General features: G+C 73.4%; 13 protein-coding genes, 3 tRNA genes and 1 pseudogene. 10 read left to right on the top strand and 7 right to left on the bottom strand.

Translation table 11 applies throughout. The annotated features are described in order from the left end of the window. The first annotated feature begins 136 nt into the window (after window positions 1–136). Window positions 137–604 carry a CBS domain-containing protein gene (locus ABZY31_RS15955; protein WP_356410121.1) on the top strand — a complete coding sequence of 156 codons (468 nt, stop codon included), beginning with the start codon at window positions 137–139 and terminating at the stop codon, window positions 602–604. Between the two features lie 95 nt (window positions 605–699). After that, window positions 700–1,116 carry a GNAT family N-acetyltransferase gene (locus ABZY31_RS15950; RefSeq protein ID WP_356410118.1) on the top strand — a complete coding sequence of 139 codons (417 nt, stop codon included), beginning with the start codon at window positions 700–702 and terminating at the stop codon, window positions 1,114–1,116. 58 nt (window positions 1,117–1,174) lie between these two features. Here ABZY31_RS15950 and ABZY31_RS15945 read toward each other — a convergent pair. The 3 genes from ABZY31_RS15945 to ABZY31_RS15935 form a co-directional block, all read right to left on the bottom strand. Next, window positions 1,175–1,248 (bottom strand) — tRNA-Ile (locus ABZY31_RS15945). Between the two features lie 180 nt (window positions 1,249–1,428). Next, window positions 1,429–1,501, bottom strand: a tRNA-Asn gene (locus ABZY31_RS15940). A 5-nt stretch (window positions 1,502–1,506) separates the two neighbouring features. Continuing rightward, window positions 1,507–1,579, bottom strand: a tRNA-Asn gene (locus tag ABZY31_RS15935). Between the two features lie 154 nt (window positions 1,580–1,733). On the opposite strand from ABZY31_RS15935, the gene ABZY31_RS15930 reads away from it, so the two are divergent. The 4 genes from ABZY31_RS15930 (at window position 1,734) to ABZY31_RS15915 (ending at window position 7,414) form a co-directional block, all read left to right on the top strand. After that, on the top strand, window positions 1,734–2,030 hold the full coding sequence (locus ABZY31_RS15930; RefSeq protein ID WP_356410115.1) for a YtxH domain-containing protein: 297 nt from the start codon (window positions 1,734–1,736) through the stop codon (window positions 2,028–2,030). A gap of 97 nt (window positions 2,031–2,127) precedes the next feature. Then, entirely contained in the window at window positions 2,128–3,600 is a 1,473-nt protein-coding gene (locus tag ABZY31_RS15925) for an FGGY family carbohydrate kinase (protein WP_356410112.1), read from the top strand. Between the two features lie 152 nt (window positions 3,601–3,752). Next, window positions 3,753–5,486 (top strand): ABC transporter ATP-binding protein, encoded by a 1,734-nt coding sequence (locus tag ABZY31_RS15920; RefSeq protein WP_356410109.1) that lies wholly within the window; start codon window positions 3,753–3,755, stop codon window positions 5,484–5,486. Further along, window positions 5,483–7,414, top strand: coding sequence for an ABC transporter ATP-binding protein (locus tag ABZY31_RS15915; protein ID WP_356410107.1), 1,932 nt, complete (start codon window positions 5,483–5,485; stop codon window positions 7,412–7,414). The genes ABZY31_RS15920 and ABZY31_RS15915 overlap by 4 nt, the downstream gene beginning before the upstream one ends. 103 nt (window positions 7,415–7,517) lie before the next feature. Here the strand turns inward: ABZY31_RS15915 and ABZY31_RS15910 are convergent. The 3 genes and pseudogenes from ABZY31_RS15910 to ABZY31_RS15900 all read right to left on the bottom strand — a co-directional run. Then, window positions 7,518–8,621: pseudogene (locus ABZY31_RS15910) on the bottom strand (RNA polymerase sigma factor); the annotation flags it as partial. 192 nt (window positions 8,622–8,813) lie between these two features. Further along, entirely contained in the window at window positions 8,814–11,240 is a 2,427-nt protein-coding gene (locus ABZY31_RS15905; protein ID WP_356410104.1) for a molybdopterin oxidoreductase family protein, read from the bottom strand. A gap of 176 nt (window positions 11,241–11,416) precedes the next feature. Further along, window positions 11,417–12,031, bottom strand: coding sequence for an ElyC/SanA/YdcF family protein (locus ABZY31_RS15900; protein WP_356410275.1), 615 nt, complete (start codon window positions 12,029–12,031; stop codon window positions 11,417–11,419). A gap of 421 nt (window positions 12,032–12,452) precedes the next feature. Between ABZY31_RS15900 and ABZY31_RS15895 the strand changes: the two genes are divergently transcribed. From ABZY31_RS15895 to dnaG, 4 genes are all read left to right on the top strand, one after another. After that, entirely contained in the window at window positions 12,453–13,214 is a 762-nt protein-coding gene (locus ABZY31_RS15895; RefSeq protein ID WP_356410101.1) for a sirohydrochlorin chelatase, read from the top strand. A 122-nt stretch (window positions 13,215–13,336) separates the two neighbouring features. Next, window positions 13,337–14,653 (top strand): deoxyguanosinetriphosphate triphosphohydrolase, encoded by a 1,317-nt coding sequence (locus ABZY31_RS15890; RefSeq protein ID WP_356410098.1) that lies wholly within the window; start codon window positions 13,337–13,339, stop codon window positions 14,651–14,653. 93 nt (window positions 14,654–14,746) lie between these two features. Next, window positions 14,747–16,027, top strand: a complete 1,281-nt coding sequence (locus tag ABZY31_RS15885; RefSeq protein WP_356410095.1) for an FAD-dependent oxidoreductase — start codon at window positions 14,747–14,749, stop codon at window positions 16,025–16,027. 83 nt (window positions 16,028–16,110) lie between these two features. Further along, on the top strand, window positions 16,111–18,039 hold the full coding sequence (dnaG, locus tag ABZY31_RS15880; protein ID WP_356410092.1) for a DNA primase: 1,929 nt from the start codon (window positions 16,111–16,113) through the stop codon (window positions 18,037–18,039). A 15-nt stretch (window positions 18,040–18,054) separates the two neighbouring features. On the opposite strand, the gene ABZY31_RS15875 is transcribed toward dnaG, so the two are convergent. Further along, window positions 18,055–18,540: a gamma-glutamylcyclotransferase family protein gene (locus ABZY31_RS15875; protein WP_356410089.1), complete on the bottom strand. Its 486-nt coding sequence runs from the start codon at window positions 18,538–18,540 to the stop codon at window positions 18,055–18,057. Window positions 18,541–18,692 lie beyond the last annotated feature (152 nt).

Genomic DNA, 18,692 nt, shown 5'->3' with positions numbered 1-18,692 from the left:
GCGACCAGCGGGGCCCGGGGCTGGTCCCGGCCCTGGGCGGGGCCCTGGTCAGGGGCCCTCGCCACGGCCGGCTTACCCGGCCCGAGGGCGGGTAGGCGCCACCCGCAGGTGCGGCTTTCAGCCAGCGGGAGGACCGATGACCCGGCGAGTGCACGAGGTGATGACCCGGAACCCGGTGACCGTGGAGCAGCTGACCTCCCTGGCGGAGGCGGCGCGCGTGATGCGGGACGCGGGCATCGGGGACGTACTGGTCGTCGGGGACGGGCGGCTGCGCGGGATCCTCACGGACCGCGACATCGTCGTCCGCGCGCTGGCGGAGGGCCGGGATCCCAAGGACACGACCGTGCGGGCGATGTGCAGCACCGACCCGGTCGTCGTCGGGCCCGACGAGGGCGTGGACCACGCCCTCGACCTCATGCGCCGGCACGCGCTGCGGCGCCTCCCCGTGCAGACCGGCGAGGGCGAACTCGTCGGCATCGTCGCCCTCGGGGACCTGGAGGTCGAACGGGACCCGGGCTCGACCCTCGCCTCCATCTCGGCGGCGGCGCCGGGCACCTGGCGCGGCGAGGCCGGTGCGACGGACACACCCCCCGGCACGCCGTAGCCGGCACTGCGGCAACACTGGTGCGCAGCACACAGGATCACCGGGGCGCCCGCAGGGGTCCCCGGGGGCAGACACCGGCAAGGAGCCGCACCAGCATGTGGACGTGTGAACAGGTCATCGGCGCCGCCCTCAACACCGAGGAGGCGGCCGCCCTCTACCGGGCCTCGACCCTGGCCGAACGCCGGCCCGTGGAGGACACCCGGCGCTTCACCCGGATGCTCGCGGGCGCCAACCTCGTCATCGTCGCGCGCGCCGAGGACGGCCGTCTCATCGGCATATCCCGCTCGATCACGGACGGCGTGTACGCCACCTACCTGAGCGACCTCGCCGTCGACGCGGCGTACCAGGGCCGGGGCGTGGGCCGGGACCTCATCGAGGCCACCCGCCGGGCCGCGCCCGAGGCCGACCTGATCCTGCTCGCGGCCCCGGCGGCCGTGGACTACTACCCGCACGTCGGCTTCACCGCGCACAACTCCGCCTGGACCATGGCCGCTCCGGGCGCCCCGGCCTGACGTTGCCCGAACACGCCAAAGCCGCAGGTGAGATCGTTTCTTCACCTGCGGCTCGCAGTGGGGCGGGTGGGACTCGAACCCACGGCCGACGGATTATGAGTCCGCTGCTCTAACCGGCTGAGCTACCGCCCCTCGCGGCGCGTCGCGCACATGTGTACGCGCCGTCTGCCGCAGCATAGCCGCTCATACGATCTCCTGCCTCGGATGCCTCGCATGATCGGCTTCGCCTGCCCGCAGAGACCGCGCCGAGGGCTGCCCGGTTCCCGAGCGGGACAAAAAAGAAGAGGACCCACCGGGTCCTCTTCTTCACCGCTCCCCCGACTGGACTCGAACCAGTAACCTGCCGATTAACAGTCGGCTGCTCTGCCAATTGAGCTACAGGGGATCGCGCTCCCCCGACTGGACTCGAACCAGTAACCTGCCGATTAACAGTCGGCTGCTCTGCCAATTGAGCTACAGGGGATTGCTGCGTGCGCCAAACAGCCGACCACCGGTGGTGCCGAGGGGCGCTCGTTCGTTGCGAGACATAGATTAGCGCAAGCAGGGGGGTGCTCCGCCAATCGGTATCGGCAGTGGGCCGGGCGGGCCGGGCACCGACACTTCGAAGGGCGGCAGGTATGCGGTACAAGGTCACGTTCGTGGTGGGACTGGCCCTCGGGTACGTGCTCGGCACCCGCGCGGGGCGCGAGCGCTACGAACAGCTCAGGAAGTCCGCGCGGGAGATCTCGCGGAACCCCGCCGTGCGCAACGCGGCGGAGACGGCCGGGCAGAGCGGACGGCAGTTCGCGGGCAAGGCGTTCGCCGTCGTCAGCGACAAGGTCGGGGACGCGGTCCCGGGCTCGCTGGCCGACCGGGTGCGGTCACTGCGCGGGCGGGGCTCCGCCGAAGACGAGTGGGGCACCACCAACACCTGACCCTCACCACGTGACCGGCACCTGACCGCCGAGACCTGACCCGGCGGCAGGTACCGCGGCGGACGGGGCGGCCCGCCGGTGCGGCAGAATTCACTCCATGGGGATAGTCGCCGGGCTGGACAGCTCTTCCACCTTCACTCGCATCGTCGTCTGCGACACCGACACGGGCGCCGTGCTGCGCCAGGGGTACGCACCCCATCCACAGCACGGCGCCGCCGAACCCGACGGTGCGCATCCCCACGAGACCGACCCGCAGACCTGGCTGCTCTCCCTCGGGGAGGCCGCCGGCGGCGGGCTGCTCGAAGGCGTGCAGGCCATCGGCGTCTCCGCGCAGCAGCACGGGGTGCTCGCGCTGGACGCCCAGGGGGCGCTCGTGCGCCCGGCGCTGGTCGGCAACGACAAGCGCGGCCAGGTCGCCGCCGCCGAGCTGATCGAGGCGCTCGCCGCCGATGGCCGGGGCGGGCGCCAGGCCTGGGCGGAAGCCGTCGGGTCCGTCCCCCAGTCGGCGCAGCCGATCGCCAAGCTGGCCTGGCTCGCGCGCACCGAGCCCGAAGCGGCGCGGCGCGTGGCGGTCCTGATGTCCCCGCACGACTGGCTGGTGTGGCAGTTGCTGGGCCGCCCGGTCCGGCGCACCACCGACCGCGGCGGTGCCTCCGGCACCGGCTGGTGGTCGGCGGCCACCGGTTCCTACCGCCCCGACCTCGTCGAGCTGGCGCTCGGCCACCGCGCGGTGCTGCCCGAGGTGCTCGGCCCGGCCGACGCCGCGGGCACCACCCCGGAGGGGCTGCTGATCTCCGCCGGTACCGGCGAGACCATGGCCGCGGCCCTGGGCCTCGGGCTCGGTCCCGGCGACGCGGTGGTTTCGCTGGGCGCGTCCGGTTCCGTGATGGCCGTGCACCACGAGGCGCTGTCCGAGCCGAACGGGCTGATCACCTCGCTGGCCGACGCCGCCGGGATGCACCTGCCGGTGGTGAACACCTCCAACGCGGTACGGGCCCTGCGCGGCACCGCCGACATGCTGGGCACGGACCTGGAGGGCCTCTCCGACCTGGCCCTGAAGTCGACGCCGGGGGCGCACGGGCTGGTCCTCCTCCCCTACCTGGAGGGCGAGCGGACCCCGAACCTGCCGCACGCGGCCGGCACGCTGTCGGGGCTGCGGCGCGACTCGATGAAGCCGGAGCACCTGGCGCGGGCGGCCTTCGAGGGCATGCTGTGCGGGCTGGTGGACGCGCTGGACGTACTGCGCACGCGCGGCGTGGAGATCCGCCGGGTCTTCCTGCTGGGCGCGGCGGCCGGGCTGCCCGCGGTGCAGGCGGCCGCGCCGGGACTGTTCGGTACGCAGATCGTCGTACCGCAGCCCGCGGACTACGCGGCGCTGGGCGCGGCGCGCCAGGCGGCGTGGGCGCTCGGCGTGGCGCAGGGCACGCTCGCCCCGCACACCCCGCCGGTGTGGCCGGCCCCCGCGGCGCAGGTCTTCGAGGCGGGCGAGGACCTCGCGGTGTGGCAGGCGGTGCGCCAGCAGTACGTGGCCACGCGCGAGCAGATCCACCCGGGGGCGTTCCAGGGCTGAGGCGCGGCACGGCCCGCACCGGCCGGGCCCTAGGCCCCGGCGGGGTGCGGGCTACTCCTTTTGAACCGGCTTTGCGAAAAAGAGTGGGGATCACGCCCCCGGTTGGCCGAAGATGGGGTGCCCCCCTCGATCTTGCCGACCGGAGCCTGCGCGTGCTCATACGACTTCTGCGGACCCATCTGGGTCCGTACCGCAAACCCATTGCCCTGCTGGTGCTGCTGCAACTGCTGCAGACCAGCGCGAGCCTGTACCTGCCCACGCTCAACGCCGACATCATCGACAACGGTGTCGTCAACGGCGACACCGGCTACATCCTGTCCTTCGGCGCGCTGATGCTGGGCGTGTCGCTCGTCCAGCTGGTGTGCAACGTCGGCGCCGTCTACTTCGGCGCCCGGACGGCGGCCGCCGTCGGCCGTGACATCCGCGGCGCGGTGTTCGACCGGGTCCAGAGCTTCTCCGCGCGGGAGCTGGGCCACTTCGGCGCGCCCTCGCTGATCACCCGCACGACGAACGACGTCCAGCAGATCCAGATGCTGGTCCTGATGTCCTTCACCCTGATGGTGTCGGCGCCGATCATGTGCGTCGGCGGCATCGCGATGGCGCTGTCCCTCGACGTGAAGCTGTCCGGCGTGCTGGCGGCGGTGGTGCCGGTGCTCGGCGTCGCGGTCGGCGCGATCGTGTGGCGCACGCGTCCCCTGTTCCGCCTGATGCAGACGCGGCTGGACACGGTGAACCGGGTGCTGCGCGAGCAGATCACCGGCAACCGGGTGATCCGCGCCTTCGTCCGCGACGAGTACGAGAAGGACCGCTTCCGGCAGGCCAACACGGACCTGACCGCGGTCTCGCTGGCCTCCGGCAAGCTGCTGGCCCTGATGTTCCCGACGGTCATCCTCGTCGTGAACATCTCCAGCGTCGCCGTCATCTGGTTCGGGGCGATGCGCATCGACAGCGGCCAGATGGAGATCGGTCAGCTGACCGCCTTCCTCGCCTACCTGATGCAGATCGTCATGTCCGTGATGATGGCCACCTTCATGTTCATGATGGTGCCGCGCGCCGAGGTGTGCGCGGAGCGCGTCCAGGAGGTCCTGGACACCGAGACCAGCGTGACGCCGCCCACCGACCCGGTGCGCGAGCTGGCCCGGCACGGGCAGCTGGAGCTGCGCGGGGCCGACTTCCGCTACCCGGGCGCCGAGGCGTCCGTCCTGCGCGGGGTCGACCTGGTGGCCCGGCCCGGCGAGACGACCGCGGTGATCGGCTCCACGGGCAGCGGCAAGTCCACGCTGCTGGGGCTCGTACCGCGGTTGTTCGACGCGACGGGCGGTGAGGTGCTCGTCGACGGCGAGGACGTGCGGCGCCTGGATCCGGCGCTGCTGGCCAAGACGGTCGGCCTGGTGCCGCAGAAGCCGTACCTGTTCTCCGGAACCGTCGCCTCCAACCTGCGCTACGGGCGGCCCGACGCGACCGACGAAGAACTGTGGCAGGCGCTGGAAGTGGCCCAGGCCAAGGGCTTCGTGTCCGAGCTGGAAGGCGGTCTGGAGGCCCCCATCGCCCAGGGCGGAACGAACGTCTCCGGCGGCCAGCGCCAGCGCCTCGCGATCGCCCGCACGCTGGTGCAGCGTCCCGAGATCTACCTCTTCGACGATTCCTTCTCCGCCCTGGACTACGCGACGGACGCGGCGCTGCGCGCGGCGCTCGCCCGCGAGACCGAGGACGCGACCGTGGTCATCGTCGCCCAGCGGGTGTCCACGATCCGCGACGCGGACCGGATCATCGTGCTGGACGAGGGCCAGGTGGTGGGCGAGGGGCGCCACCACGAACTGATGGCCGGCAATGAGACCTACCGGGAGATCGTGCTCTCCCAGCTGACGGAGGCGGAGGCCGCATGAGCGGGCCCGGAGGACGCATGATGATGGGACCGCCGACGACGCGGTCCCTGGACTTCAAGAATTCCGGCAAGCGGCTGCTGGCGCAGCTGACGACGGACCGGGCCCCGCTCTGGGGCATGATCGTCGCGGTCGTCGGCAGCGTCGCCTGCTCGGTGGTCGGTCCGAAGATCCTCGGCCAGGCCACCGACCTGGTGTTCGCCGGGATCGTGGGCCGCAGCATGCCGCGCGGGATCACCAAGGAGCAGGCCCTGGCCGGGCTGCGCGCCAAGGGTGAGGACGGCATGGCCGACATGCTGTCCGGGACCGACTTCACGCCCGGTCACGGCATCGACTTCGGCGGTGTCGGCGTGGTCGCGCTCTGGGCGCTGGCCACCTTCACCGCGGCCGGACTGCTGATGCTGGTGGCGACCCGGCTGGCGAACCGCGTGATGAACGGGACCCTGTACCGGCTGCGCGAGGAGCTGCAGGACAAGCTCTCGCGGCTGCCGCTGTCGTACTTCGACCAGCAGAAGCGCGGCGAGGTGCTCAGCCGGGCGACCAACGACATCGACAACATCGGGCAGACGCTCCAGCAGACGATGGGGCAGCTGCTCAACTCGCTGCTGACGATCATCGGCGTGCTGGCGATGATGTTCTGGATTTCCCCGCTGCTGGCTCTGGTCGCGCTGGTGACGGTACCGATGGCGATCTTCATCGCGGCGCGGATCGGCAAGAAGTCGCAGCCGCAGTTCGTGGCGCAGTGGAAGGTCACCGGCACGCTCAACGCGCACATCGAGGAGATGTACTCGGGGCACACGCTGGTCAAGGTCTTCGGGCGCCAGGAGGAGTCCGCGGCGACCTTCGCCGAGCAGAACGAGGCGCTGTACCGGGCCTCGTTCAAGGCGCAGTTCGTCAGCGGGATCATGCAGCCGGTGATGTTCTTCGTCTCGAACATCAACTACGTGCTGGTCGCGGTCGTCGGCGGGCTCCGGGTCGCCTCGGGCACCCTGTCGATCGGCGACGTCCAGGCCTTCATCCAGTACTCGCGCCAGTTCTCGATGCCGCTGACTCAGCTCGCGTCGATGGCGAACCTGGTGCAGTCGGGCGTGGCCTCGGCCGAGCGGGTCTACGAGCTGCTCGACGCCGAGGAGCAGGAAGCGGACGCGCCGGTCCAGGAGTTCGCGGAGCGGGTCCGCGGCGCCGTCTCGCTGGAGAAGGTGTCCTTCCGCTACGAGCCGGACAAGCCGCTGATCGAGAACCTGTCGCTGTCCGTCGAACCCGGCCAGACGGTCGCGATCGTCGGCCCGACGGGCGCGGGCAAGACCACGCTGGTCAATCTGCTGATGCGGTTCTACGAGGTCACGGGTGGCCGGATCGCCCTCGACGGGGTGGACATCGCCAAGATGAGCCGCGAGCAGCTGCGCTCCGGCATCGGCATGGTGCTCCAGGACACCTGGCTGTTCGGCGGCACCATCGCGGAGAACATCGCCTACGGCGGCGACGCGTCCCGCGAGGTGACGCGCGCCGAGATCGAGGAGGCCGCGCGGGCCGCGCACGCGGACCGCTTCATCCGCACGCTGCCGGACGGGTACGACACCGTGCTGGACGACGAGGGCGCGGGCGTCAGCGCGGGCGAGAAGCAGCTGATCACGATCGCCCGGGCGTTCCTGTCGGATCCGGTGATCCTGGTGCTGGACGAGGCGACGAGCTCGGTCGACACCCGTACGGAGGTGCTGATCCAGAAGGCGATGGCCCGGCTGGCGGCCGGCCGTACGTCCTTCGTGATCGCGCACCGGCTGTCCACGATCCGCGACGCGGACGTCATCCTGGTGATGGAGAACGGCTCGATCGTGGAACAGGGCACGCACGAGGGGCTGCTGGCGGCCGACGGCGCCTACGCGCGGCTGTACGCGGCGCAGTTCGCGCAGGCGGTGGCCGAGGTCGACTGACCGGGACCGTGGGTCCGGTCGGTCCGGTCGGTCCGGTCGGCACTGCGGATCGTGGGTGGGGGGCGTCCTTCGGGGCGCCCCCTTCGGCGTCGTCGGGCGGGTCTCAGTCCAGGTAGCCGCGGAGCTGGTCGGCGAAGGCGTGGTCGCGCAGCTTGCTGAGGGTCTTGGACTCGATCTGGCGGATCCGCTCGCGGGTCACGCCGAAGATCCGCCCGATCTCCTCCAGGGTCCGGGGGCGGCCGTCGGCGAGCCCGTACCGGAGCTGGACGACCCTGCGCTCGCGTTCGCCGAGGGTGGAGAGCACGGCCTCCAGGTGTTCGCGCAGCAGGAAGAACGCGGCGGACTCCACGGGCGAGGCGGCGTCCCCGTCCTCGATCAGGTCACCGAGGGCGACGTCGTCCTCCTCGCCCACGGGGGCGTGCAGCGAGACCGGCTCCTGGGCGAGGCGCAGCACCTCCAGGACCCGTTCGGGCGTCAGCTCCAGGTGGGCGGCGACCTCTTCGGCCGTGGGCTCGTACCCGCGCTCCTGGAGCATGCGGCGCTGCACGCGGACGACCCGGTTGATCAGCTCCACCACGTGGACGGGCACGCGGATGGTGCGGGCCTGGTCGGCCAGCGCGCGGGACATGGCCTGCCGGATCCACCAGGTGGCGTAGGTGGAGAACTTGTACCCGCGGGCGTAGTCGAACTTCTCAACGGCCCGGATGAGCCCGAGGTTCCCCTCCTGCACGAGGTCGAGCATCGTGAGTCCGCGGCCGACGTACCGCTTCGCGACGGAGACGACGAGCCGCAGGTTCGCCTCGATCAGGCGGCGCTTGGCCATCCGGCCCAGGACCACCAGCCGGTCGAGGTCCAGGGCGAGGCGGGTGTCGAGGCCGGTCGCGGTGCCGAGCTTCTCCTCGGCGAACAGGCCCGCCTCGACGGCCCGCGCCAGTTCCACCTCTTCCGCCGCCGTGAGCAGCTGGATCCTGCCGATCTCGCGCAGGTACTGCCGGAACAGGTCGGCGGAGGGCCCGCCCGCGGCGCTGCTGTCGCCGCGCCTGCGCTGCGCCGGCACCAGCAGGGTTTCGACCGCCTCCGGCGCCTCGGGCTCTTCGTCCACGGCCACGACCTCGGGCTCGGGCTCTTCCGCGGCGCCTGCGGCTTCCGGCGCCACGACGGGATCGGTCACGGACAGGGTCTGGGTCTGCACGGGGGCGACCTCCAGGGCTCCGAGGACTCAGGCACCGCCACTCAGTGTGGAGTACGACACATCGCTGCCACGAGGGGCGTGCGAGCACTTTCTGAGTCCGGTGCGTGACCGGATGGTTACCCCCCGGCGGGAACGCCGATGCGGACCGGACGCATGTCCGAGAAGGCCGCCCCCCGAGTCCGGGGCGGCGTCCGCCGCCGCGGCGCCTCAGGCCTCCTGCGGTCCCGTCGGCGGGGTGAGGGGTTCCAGGCGGACCGCGCACACCTTGAACTCCGGCATGCGGGAGACGGGGTCCAGGGCCGCCTGGGTGAGGGTGTTGGCGCGGCCTTCGCCGGGCCAGTGGAAGGGCATGAAGACCGTGTCCGCGCGGATGGTGTCCGTGATGCGGGCCGGGACGACCACCCGGCCGCGGCGGGAGACCACGGCCAGGGGACGGCCCTCGCGCGCGCCGACGCGGGCCGCGAGCCGGGGGTGCAGTTCTACGAAGGGACCGGGGGCGGCGGCGTTCAGCTCGTCCACCCGCCGGGTCTGCGCCCCCGACTGGTACTGGGCCACCACCCGCCCGGTGGTGAGCAGGACCGGGTACTCCGCGTCGGGCACCTCGGCGGCCGGGCGGTGCGAGACGGCGACGAACCGGGCCCGCCCGTCCTCGGTGGCGAACCGGTCGAGGAACAGCCGCGGCGTCCCGGGGTGCGGGGCGGGGGCGGTCCCGGGAAGCCCGGGAGCGGGGGCCGTGCCGGGCGCGGCCGTCGGCCCGGGGGCGGGCGTCGGCCCGGGGGCGGTCCCGGGGGTCCCGGGGGCGGGGGCCGGCACCGGCGCGGCGGCCTTCCCCGGCGCGGGTGCCGACTCCGGTGCGGGTGCCGACTCCGGTGTGAGCGCCACCCCCGCCTCGGGCAGGGGCGCCGGGCAGGGCCAGAAGACGCCCTGTTCCGCTTCGATGCGGGCGTAGGAGATGCCCGAGTAGTCGGCCGGGCCGCCGGCCGAGGCGCGGCGGAGTTCCTCGAAGACCTCTTCGGGGTCGGTGGGGAACCCCTTCTCCAGGCCGAGCCGGCCCGCCAACCCGTGCAGGACGTGCAGGTCGCTGCGCACCCCCGGCGGCGGGGTGAGGGCCTGGCGGCGCAGCAGGACACGGCCCTCCAGGTTGGTGGTGGTACCGCTCTCCTCCGCCCACTGGGTGACCGGCAGGACCACGTCCGCCAAGGCAGCCGTCTCCGACAGGACCACGTCGGCGACGGCCAGGAAGTCCAGCGAGCGGATCCGTTCCTCGATGTGGGCGGCGCGCGGGGCGGAGACCACCGGGTTCGAGCCCATGAGGAGCAGGGCCCGGACGTCGGTGCCCAGCGCGTCGAGGAGTTCGTACGCACTGCGCCCCGGGCCGGGCAGGCTGTCAGGGTCGACCCCCCACACCCCGGCGACGTGCGCCCGGGCGGCCGGGTCGGTGAGCTTGCGGTAGCCGGGGAGCTGGTCGGCCTTCTGGCCGTGCTCGCGACCGCCCTGGCCGTTGCCCTGGCCGGTGAGGCAGCCGTAACCGGAGTACGGGCGCCCCGCGCGCCCCGTCGCCAGGCACAGGTTGATCCACGCGCCGACGGTGTCCGTGCCCTTGGACTGCTGCTCGGGCCCGCGGGCGGTGAGCACCATGGCGGAGTCCGGGGCGCAGAACATACGCACCGCCTCGCGCAGCCGGGGCACCGGCACGCCGGTGAGGCTTTCCACCAGTTCCGGCCAGTGCGCCATGGCGGCGGCCCGGGCTTCGGGCCAGCCGGTGGTGCGGGAGTCGATGAACTCCTCGTCGGTGCGCCCTTCCGCGACCACGAGGTGCAGCAGGCCGAGGGCGAGCGCGAGGTCGGTGCCGGGGCGGGGGGCGAGGTGCAGGTCGGCCTGGTCGGCGGTGCGGGTGCGGCGCGGGTCGATGACGATCAGCGTGCCGCCGTTCTCCTTCAGCTCGGTGAGGTAGCGCAGCGCGGGCGGCATGGTCTCGGCGAGGTTGGAGCCGACGAGGATCACGCATCCGGTGCGCGGGATGTCCTCCAGGGGGAAGGGCAGCCCCCGGTCGAGGCCGAAGGCGCGCTGGTGGGCGGCTGCGGCCGAGGACATGCAGAAGCGGCCGTTGTAGTCGATCTGCGAGGTCCGCAGGGCGACCCGGGCGAACTTGCCGAGCGCGTACGCCTTCTCGTTGGTGAGCCCGCCGCCCCCGAACACCCCGACCGCGTCCGGCCCGTGGTCGCGGCCCGTGCGGGCCAGACCCTCGGCTACCGCGTCGAGGGCCTCCTCCCAGGTGGCCGGCTCCAGCTGCCCGGCGTGGGTGCGGATGAGCGGCTGGGTCAGGCGCACCCGGGAGGAGAGCACGGCGGGTGCGGTGCGGCCCTTGCCGCACAGCGCGCCCCGGTTCACGGGGAAGTCCGTACGCTCCTCCACCGCCACCGTCATGCCCCCGCCCTCCGGCCCCGGCCCGGGGCGGAGGTTCATGCCGCACTGCAGGGCGCAGTACGGGCAGTGCGTGGCGACGGCGGGGGCGGTGGCCCCGGCGGCGGCCGTGCCGTCGGCCGCGGTGCCGGAACCGGAGCCGGTGCCGGCGGTGCTGCCGGTGCCGGCCGAGGTGGCAGTGGTGGTTGGGGCGACGTCCCGAGGGTGCATACGGCCACCCTGCGCCGGGGCTGTTACGCGGGCCGCCGCTCCTCGTTACGCGCCCGGTACGACGACCTCAGCGCCCGGTTCACCACCCGGTGAGGTGGACCCGTGCCAAGCGTGCCCTGTGCCGAGCGTGCCCTGTGCCGAGCGTGCCCCGTGCCAGGCGTGCCGTGCCGAGCGCGTCAGTTAGGCAGGGCGGCCAGGGCGCGCGCCACTCCTTCCTCCTTGGGTCCCAGGAAGCGCGGCTGCGGCTTGAACACCGCGTCCAGCGCGGCCTTGCCCGAGGCGAACACCTCGCGGACGCCGCCGTAGTACCAGGTCGCGTCGTGCGCCTGGTCGACGCCCACTCCGTACGACTCGACACCCGCCGCCTCGCACAGCGCCACCGCCCGGCGTATGTGGAAGCCCTGGCTGATCAGCACCGCCCGGTGCACCCCGAAGATCTCCCGGGTCCGCACGCAGGAGTCCCACGTGTCGAAGCCGGCGAAATCGCTCACTATGCGCCCGTCCGGCACCCCGTGGCGCGTGAGGTAGGCGCGCATCGCGTCCGGTTCGTCGTACGCCACGCGGCTGTTGTCGCCCGTCACCAGCACCACCTTGACCCGGCCCGCGCGGTACAGCGCGGCGGCCGCGTCCAGCCGGTTCGCCAGATACGGGGTCGGCTGCCCGTCCCACAGCCCCGCCCCGAAGACCACCGCCACCTCCGCCGCGGGCGTGTCCGCCGTCGTGCGCAGCCGGTCCCCGGCCGCCGCGTGCGTCCACGCCGAGGGCAGCAGCGCGAGCACGCACCCGAGCATCACCACCCGGACCGCCCGGCGCCGCCCCCGCACCGTCCCCCACCCCGGCCCCCGCAGGGACCGCACCCTCGACGTGAGCCTCGAACCGAGCCTCGCCCTGAACCCCATGACCCATCCCCCCTTGCACCCCTGTACCCGCGCCATCCACACCGTTCGCACGGATTGACGAACCGGAGCGGTCCCGCAGTTCCTTCCGCCCCGCCTTTCACTCGTACGAATGAGCGGGTGAGCAGCCGGAAAACGTCCGTCACGCCCGCGCAACGACACGGCAACCTGCGCCCGCCACCATCGGAGCACGGCGGAACCCGCGCCCACCCGAAACGATTCCTCCCGGGCCGCGGACCGGCCCCGCCCTCCCGGCTTCCTCTCCCCGACCTCCCCTCCCCCTGGCCCTCCCGCACCGGCCCCACGGAGCCCCCGCATGCAGCCCACCCTCGTCGCCGTGGCCCACGGCAGCCGCGACCCCCGCGCCCTGGCCACCGTCTCGGCCCTGCTCGACCGCGTCCGCGAGCTGCGGCCCCGGCTGCGGGTCCGGCTCGGCCACATCGAGCTGAACGAACCCCTGCTGGACACCGCGCTCGCCGCGCTGGATCCGGGCGCGGCCGTGCTCGTACCGCTGCTCCTCGGCCGCGGCCACCACGTCAAGCACGACCTGCCCGCGGCCGCCGCGCGCGCTCCCCACCTGCGCGTGCGCGTCGCGGCCCCGCTCGGCCCGCACCCCCTGCTCGTCGAGGTCCTGCGCGAGCGGCTCCTCGAAGCGGGCTGGACCCCGGGCACCGGCGCCGTCCTCGCCTCCGCCGGATCCCGCGACCCGGACTCGGCCGCCGACACCCGCCGCACCGCCGCCCTGCTCTCCGAACGGCTCGGCGGGGTGCCCGTCGTCGCCGCCTATGCCTCGGCCGCGGCGCCGAGCGTGCCCGAGGCCCTGCGCGCCCTCGCCGCCCGGGGCCACCACCGGGCCGCCGTGGCCTCGTACTTCACCGCACCGGGCCGGTTCGCCGCCCAGTGCGCGGCGGCCGCCCCCGGCGCCGCCGCCGATCCGCTCGGCGCCCACCCGGCGCTCGCCCGGCTCGTCCTCCAGCGCTACGACGCCGCCCTGGCCGCGCGGTCCGCGGACCGCGCGCACCCCGCCCCCGGACACCGGTCCGGCCACCCGGACCAGCGGGAACTCGCCCCCGCGTAGGGCGGCGCCGCTCCGGCGAACGAGCGGTGCCGGCCGCTGCGCCCGTCATCGGAGTTCGTCCGGAGCGGGTTCGGATTGCTCCGATTGTCGGTCGCTCCGGTTAACGTCTGAGCATGGAAGGCATGGACAGCACCGCACCCGTCCCGTCACCCGCGTCGTACGATCCGGACGCGACCGAGCGCTGGGCGACCGAGCCCGACAAACGTCCGGGCCGCACCGCCTTCCAGCGCGACCGCGCCCGGGTGCTGCACTCCGCCGCCCTGCGCCGCCTCGCCGGGAAGACCCAGGTGGTCACCCCCGGCTCCCGTTCCTACGACTGGGACGCCAGCCCCCGCACCCGGCTCACGCACTCCCTCGAATGCGCCCAGGTCGGCCGGGAGCTGGGCTGGGCTCTGGGCTGCGACCCCGACCTCGTCGAGGCCGCCTGCCTCTCGCACGACATGGGCCACCCGCCCTTCGGGCACAACGGCGAGGAAGCGCTCAACGAGTTCGCCAAGGACTGCGGCGGCTTCGAGGGCAACGCCCAGTCGCTGCGCCTGCTGACGCGCCTGGAGCCCAAGCGGTTCGCCCCGCATCCGGACACCGGCGAGCTGGTGAGCGTGGGCCTCAACCTCACCCGGGCCTGCCTCGACGCCGCCACCAAGTACCCGTGGGCGCGCGGCGACCACCCCACCGACCCCGGCTCGGTGAAGTTCGGCGCCTACGAGGACGACCTGCCGGTCTTCGAGTGGCTGCGGCGCGGGGCGCCCGCCGACCGCAAGTGCTTCGAGGCCCAGGTGATGGACTGGGCGGACGACGTGGCGTACTCCGTCCACGACTTCGAGGACGGACTGCACGCGGGCCACCTCGACCCCAACATGCTCTTCGCCGAGCCGGAGCGGGACGAGATCTGGCGGGTCGCCATCGGGCGCTACGTCCCGGCGGACACCGACCCCGGGGAACTGCGCGCGGCCCTCGACCGTTTGATGGAACAGGAGTGGTGGCCGCACGGCTACGACGGCTCCGCGGTCGCCCAGGCCCGCCTCAAGGACGCCACGAGCCAGCTGATCGGCCGCTTCTGCCTGGCCGCGGAAGGCGCCACCCGCGCGGCGTACGGCACCGGCCGCCTCACCCGGTACGCCGCCGAGCTGGTGGTCCCCCGCGAGGCCCGCAACGAGTGCGCCGTCCTCAAGGCGGTCGCGGACCTGTACGTGATGCAGCGCGACGAACAGGAGCGCCTGCGGGCCGACCAGCGCATCGTCCTGGCCGAACTCGCCGAGGCGCTGAGCGCCCGCGCCCCGGAAGGGCTGGACCCCCAGTTCCGGGCGATCTTCGACGCCGCGCCGGACGACAAGGCCCGCAAACGCGCGGTCATCGACCAGATCGCCTGCCTCACGGACGCCGCCGCCCGCTCCCTCCATGCGCGGCTCGCGCTGCCCCCGCGACGCGCCGGGAGGTGAGCCGATCGGGCCACTCCCCCTTCACGCGGCAGGCTCAGTGCGGGACGCTCGCATGTGGTCGCATGTGGCGGAGAGGTTATGAGGAGGCATCAGGTGGTCGACGCACACCGGACGTTTGTCATCGTCGGCGGAGGGCTGGCCGGAGCGAAAGCGGCCGAAACGCTGAGGTCGGAAGGGTTCACCGGCCGGGTCATCCTGATCGGCGACGAGCGCGACCATCCCTATGAACGGCCACCCCTGTCCAAGGGGTACCTCGCGGGCAAGGAGGAGCGCGAGAGCGTCTTCGTGCACGAGCCGGCCTGGTACGCGCGTGCGGACGTCGAACTCCACCTCGGGCAGCCCGCGGTCCAGCTGGACCGCGAGGCGAAGAAGGTGACCCTCGGCGACGGCACCGTGGTGCACTACGACCGGCTGCTGCTGGCCACCGGCTCCGAGCCGCGCCGCCTCGACATCCCGGGCACCGACCTCGCCGGGGTCTACCACCTGCGCCGCCTCGCCCACGCGGAGCGGCTGCGCGGGGTGCTGGCCACGCTGGGCCGGGAGAACGGCCACCTGCTGATCGCCGGGGCGGGCTGGATCGGCCTGGAGGTCGCGGCCGCCGCCCGCGGCTACGGCGCCGAGGTCACCATCGTGGAACCGGAGGCCACCCCGCTGCACGCGGTGCTCGGCCCGGAGCTGGGGCGGGTCTTCGCCGACCTGCACAGCGCGCACGGCGTCCGCTTCCACTTCGGCGGCCGCCTGACCGAGATCAGCGGCCGGGACGGCATGGTGCTGGCCGCGCACACCGACGACGGCGAGGAGCACCCGGCGCACGCGGTGCTCGCCGCGATCGGCGCCGCGCCGCGCACCGCGCTCGCCGAGACCTCCGGGCTCGCCCTGATCGACCGGGAGCACGGGGGCGGCATCGCGGTGGACGCCTCGCTGCGCACCTCCGACCCGGACATCTTCGCCGCGGGCGACGTGGCCGCCGCCCACCATCCGCTGCTGGGCACCCGGCTGCGGGTGGAGCACTGGGCGAACGCGCTCAACGGCGGGCCGGCGGCGGCGCGGGCCATGCTGGGCCAGGAGGTCTCGTACGACCGGGTCCCCTACTTCTTCTCCGACCAGTACGACGTGGGCCTGGAGTACTCGGGGTACGCCCCGCCCGGCGCCTACGACCAGGTGGTGATCCGCGGGGACCTGGCCAAGCGGGAGTTCATCGCCTTCTGGCTGGCCGGGGGCCGGGTACTGGCCGGCATGAACGTGAACGTGTGGGACGTCACGGAGCCCATCCAGGCCCTGATCCGCGCCGGGGTGGCGGTGGACCGCGACGCCCTGGCGGACCCGAGCGTTCCGCTGGCCTCGCTGGTCCCCTCCGGGGAGGCCGCCGGGTGACCCGCGGGCCCCGGCCGGAGGGGGCCCGCGGGAAGGGGAGGGCGGCGGGCGGGATTGTCCGAGCCCGGCCGTAGACTTCACGCGTGGCAGGCAGGATCAACGACGACGATGTGAAGGCGGTCCGGGACGCGGTCCCGATCGACGCCGTCGTGTCCGAGTACCTCCAGCTCCGCAACGCGGGCGGCGGCAACCTCAAGGGCCTGTGCCCCTTCCACGACGAGAAGTCCCCCTCCTTCCAGGTCAGCCCGAGCAAGGGGCTCTACCACTGCTTCGGCTGCCAGGCGGGCGGGGACACCCTCGACTTCATCATGAAGATCGACCACCTCTCCTTCTCGGAGGCGGTCGAGCGGCTGGCGGGCACCGCCGGCATCACCCTGCGGTACGAAGAGGGCGGCTACACCCCCGGTCAGAGCGGCCGCGGCGAGCGCATCCGGCTGGTCGAGGCGAACAAGGCCGCGGCCCAGTTCTACGTCGACCAGCTGGACGGCCCCGAGGCGGAGATCGGCCGGAAGTTCCTGGCCTCGCGCGGCTTCGACCAGGCGGCGGCCGCGCACTTCGGCGTGGGCTACAGCCCGGCCGGCTGGGACCACCTCACCCGCTTCCTGCGCGGCAAGGGCTTCACCGACAAGGAACTGATCCTCTCCGGCCTGTCCCAGGACAGCCGCAGCGGGAAGCCCATCGACCGCTTCCGCGGCCGCCTCATGTGGCCCATCCGGGACATCACCGGCGAAGTGGTCGGTTTCGGTGCGCGCAAGCTGCGCGACGACGACAACGGGCCCAAGTACCTGAACACGCCCGAGACCCCCATCTACAAGAAGTCCCAGGTCCTCTACGGCATCGACCTCGCCAAGAAGGAGATCGCGAAGACCTCCAGCGCGGTCGTCGTCGAGGGCTACACCGATGTCATGGCCTGCCACCTGGCCGGAGTCACCACCGCGCTCGCGACCTGCGGCACGGCCTTCGGCGGGGACCACATCAAGATCCTGCGCCGCCTGCTGATGGACAACGCCACCGCCGAGGTGATCTTCACCTTCGACGGTGACGCGGCGGGCCAGAAGGCCGCCCTACGGGCCTTCGAGGACGACCAGAAGTTCGCCGCCGAGACCTCGATCGCGATCACGCCCGGCGGCATGGACCCCTGCGACCTGCGGCTCGCCGAGGGCGACGCGGCCGTGGCCGCGCTGGTGGCCTCCCGCACCCCCCTGTTCGAGTTCGCGCTGCGGCAGATGGTCGCCCGGCACAACCTGGAGAACCCGGCGGGCCGCGCGGCCGCGCTCGACGAGGCGGCCCCGGTGGTCGCCGCCATCAAGAACATCGCCATCCAGCACGAGTCGGCGGTCCAGCTCGCGGGGATGCTCGGCATCCGCGACGAGCAGTTCGTGGTCAAGCGCGTCTCCCAGGTGGCCCGCTGGGCCCGCGACCGGGGCGGCCGCCCCGGTCCGGGACAGGGCCAGGGCGGTCAGCAGCAGGGCGGCCGGACCCGGCCCGCCCACGAGCAGGGCGCCCCGCAGCCGGCCGCGCACGCCCCCGGCCCCGCGCTGAACCTGCGCAGCCCGGCCCACCGCACCGAGCGCGAACTGCTCAAGCTGGCCCTGCAGCGCCCGGCCCTGGTCTCCCCGGCCTTCGACGCCTACGGGCCCGACGAGTTCACCGCCCCGCCGTACGCGACGGTCCGCCAGGCCATCCAGGACGCGGGCGGCGCCTCCCAGGACACGGACGACTACCTCGCCCGGGTCCGCGCGGCGGCCCCCAACGACACTGTCCGCGCCCTGGTCACCGAGCTGGCCGTCGAGGCCATCCACGCCAAGACGGTGGACGAGATCTACGCCGGGGTCCAGCTGGTCCAGGTCCGGCTGCGCGCGGTCGACCGCCGGATCCACGACATCCAGGGCACCCTGGCCCGGCTGGGCCCGAACGCCCCGGCCGAGCAGCTCGCGGCCGTCCAGGAGGAGCTGTGGGTGCTCCAGCAGTACGGCCAGCGCCTGCGCAACCGCGGCGCCGAGGGCCTGTGACCCGGTCCTGACCGCCTACCGGCGCAGCCAGTCGCCGTCCGGTATCGGCGTGCCGGACCGGGCCAGGGCCGCGGCCAGTGCCGGGGCGGCCAGGTAGACCCAGGCCGGGGTGGTGGTGCCGTCGGGGCGCAGGGTGGTGCGGCGGACCCGTTCGTAGAGGTTCAGCGGGCTCGCGGGCCCGTGGTATTCCTCCAGCCGGTCCAGCTCCGCCAGCAGCCTCGCGTACTGCCCCGGCGCCGCGGCCACCAGCTCCCCGGTCGTCCGCGCCCCCGGGCACGGGACGGCGTACGGGTAGCCCGGGCCGTCGTAGAGCAGCGCGTCCGGGAGCAGGGCGGGCTCCTCGCAGCGGGTGCGTCCGCGCAGGAAGGCGTCGTGATTGATCTCGCCGGGGCGCAGCGTGCCGTAGACGAAGAAGGGCAGTTCCTCGTCCTCGCGCGACGGCGGCGCGGCTCCCCCGCACCCGAGCGGCTGCGGCTGTGCTGTCCGGTCGGGCGGTGTCATCGGCGGGCCCCCTCGCATTCAACGGTTCGGAACGGGCGCGTTCCCAGGACTTCCACGCGCCCGGACCACCGTACGCACGTCCCCCGACCCGGCGGCCACCTCCCCCGTAACCCTGCCGTCTCACGCGCCCGGCCGGGCATCGGGGCCGGGCG

Source organism: Streptomyces sp. NPDC006529 (assembly GCF_040611795.1).
Lineage (GTDB): Bacteria > Actinomycetota > Actinomycetes > Streptomycetales > Streptomycetaceae > Streptomyces.
The sequence above is the reverse complement of the archived record's forward strand: the minus strand, read 5'-3'. Positions and strand labels throughout refer to the sequence as shown.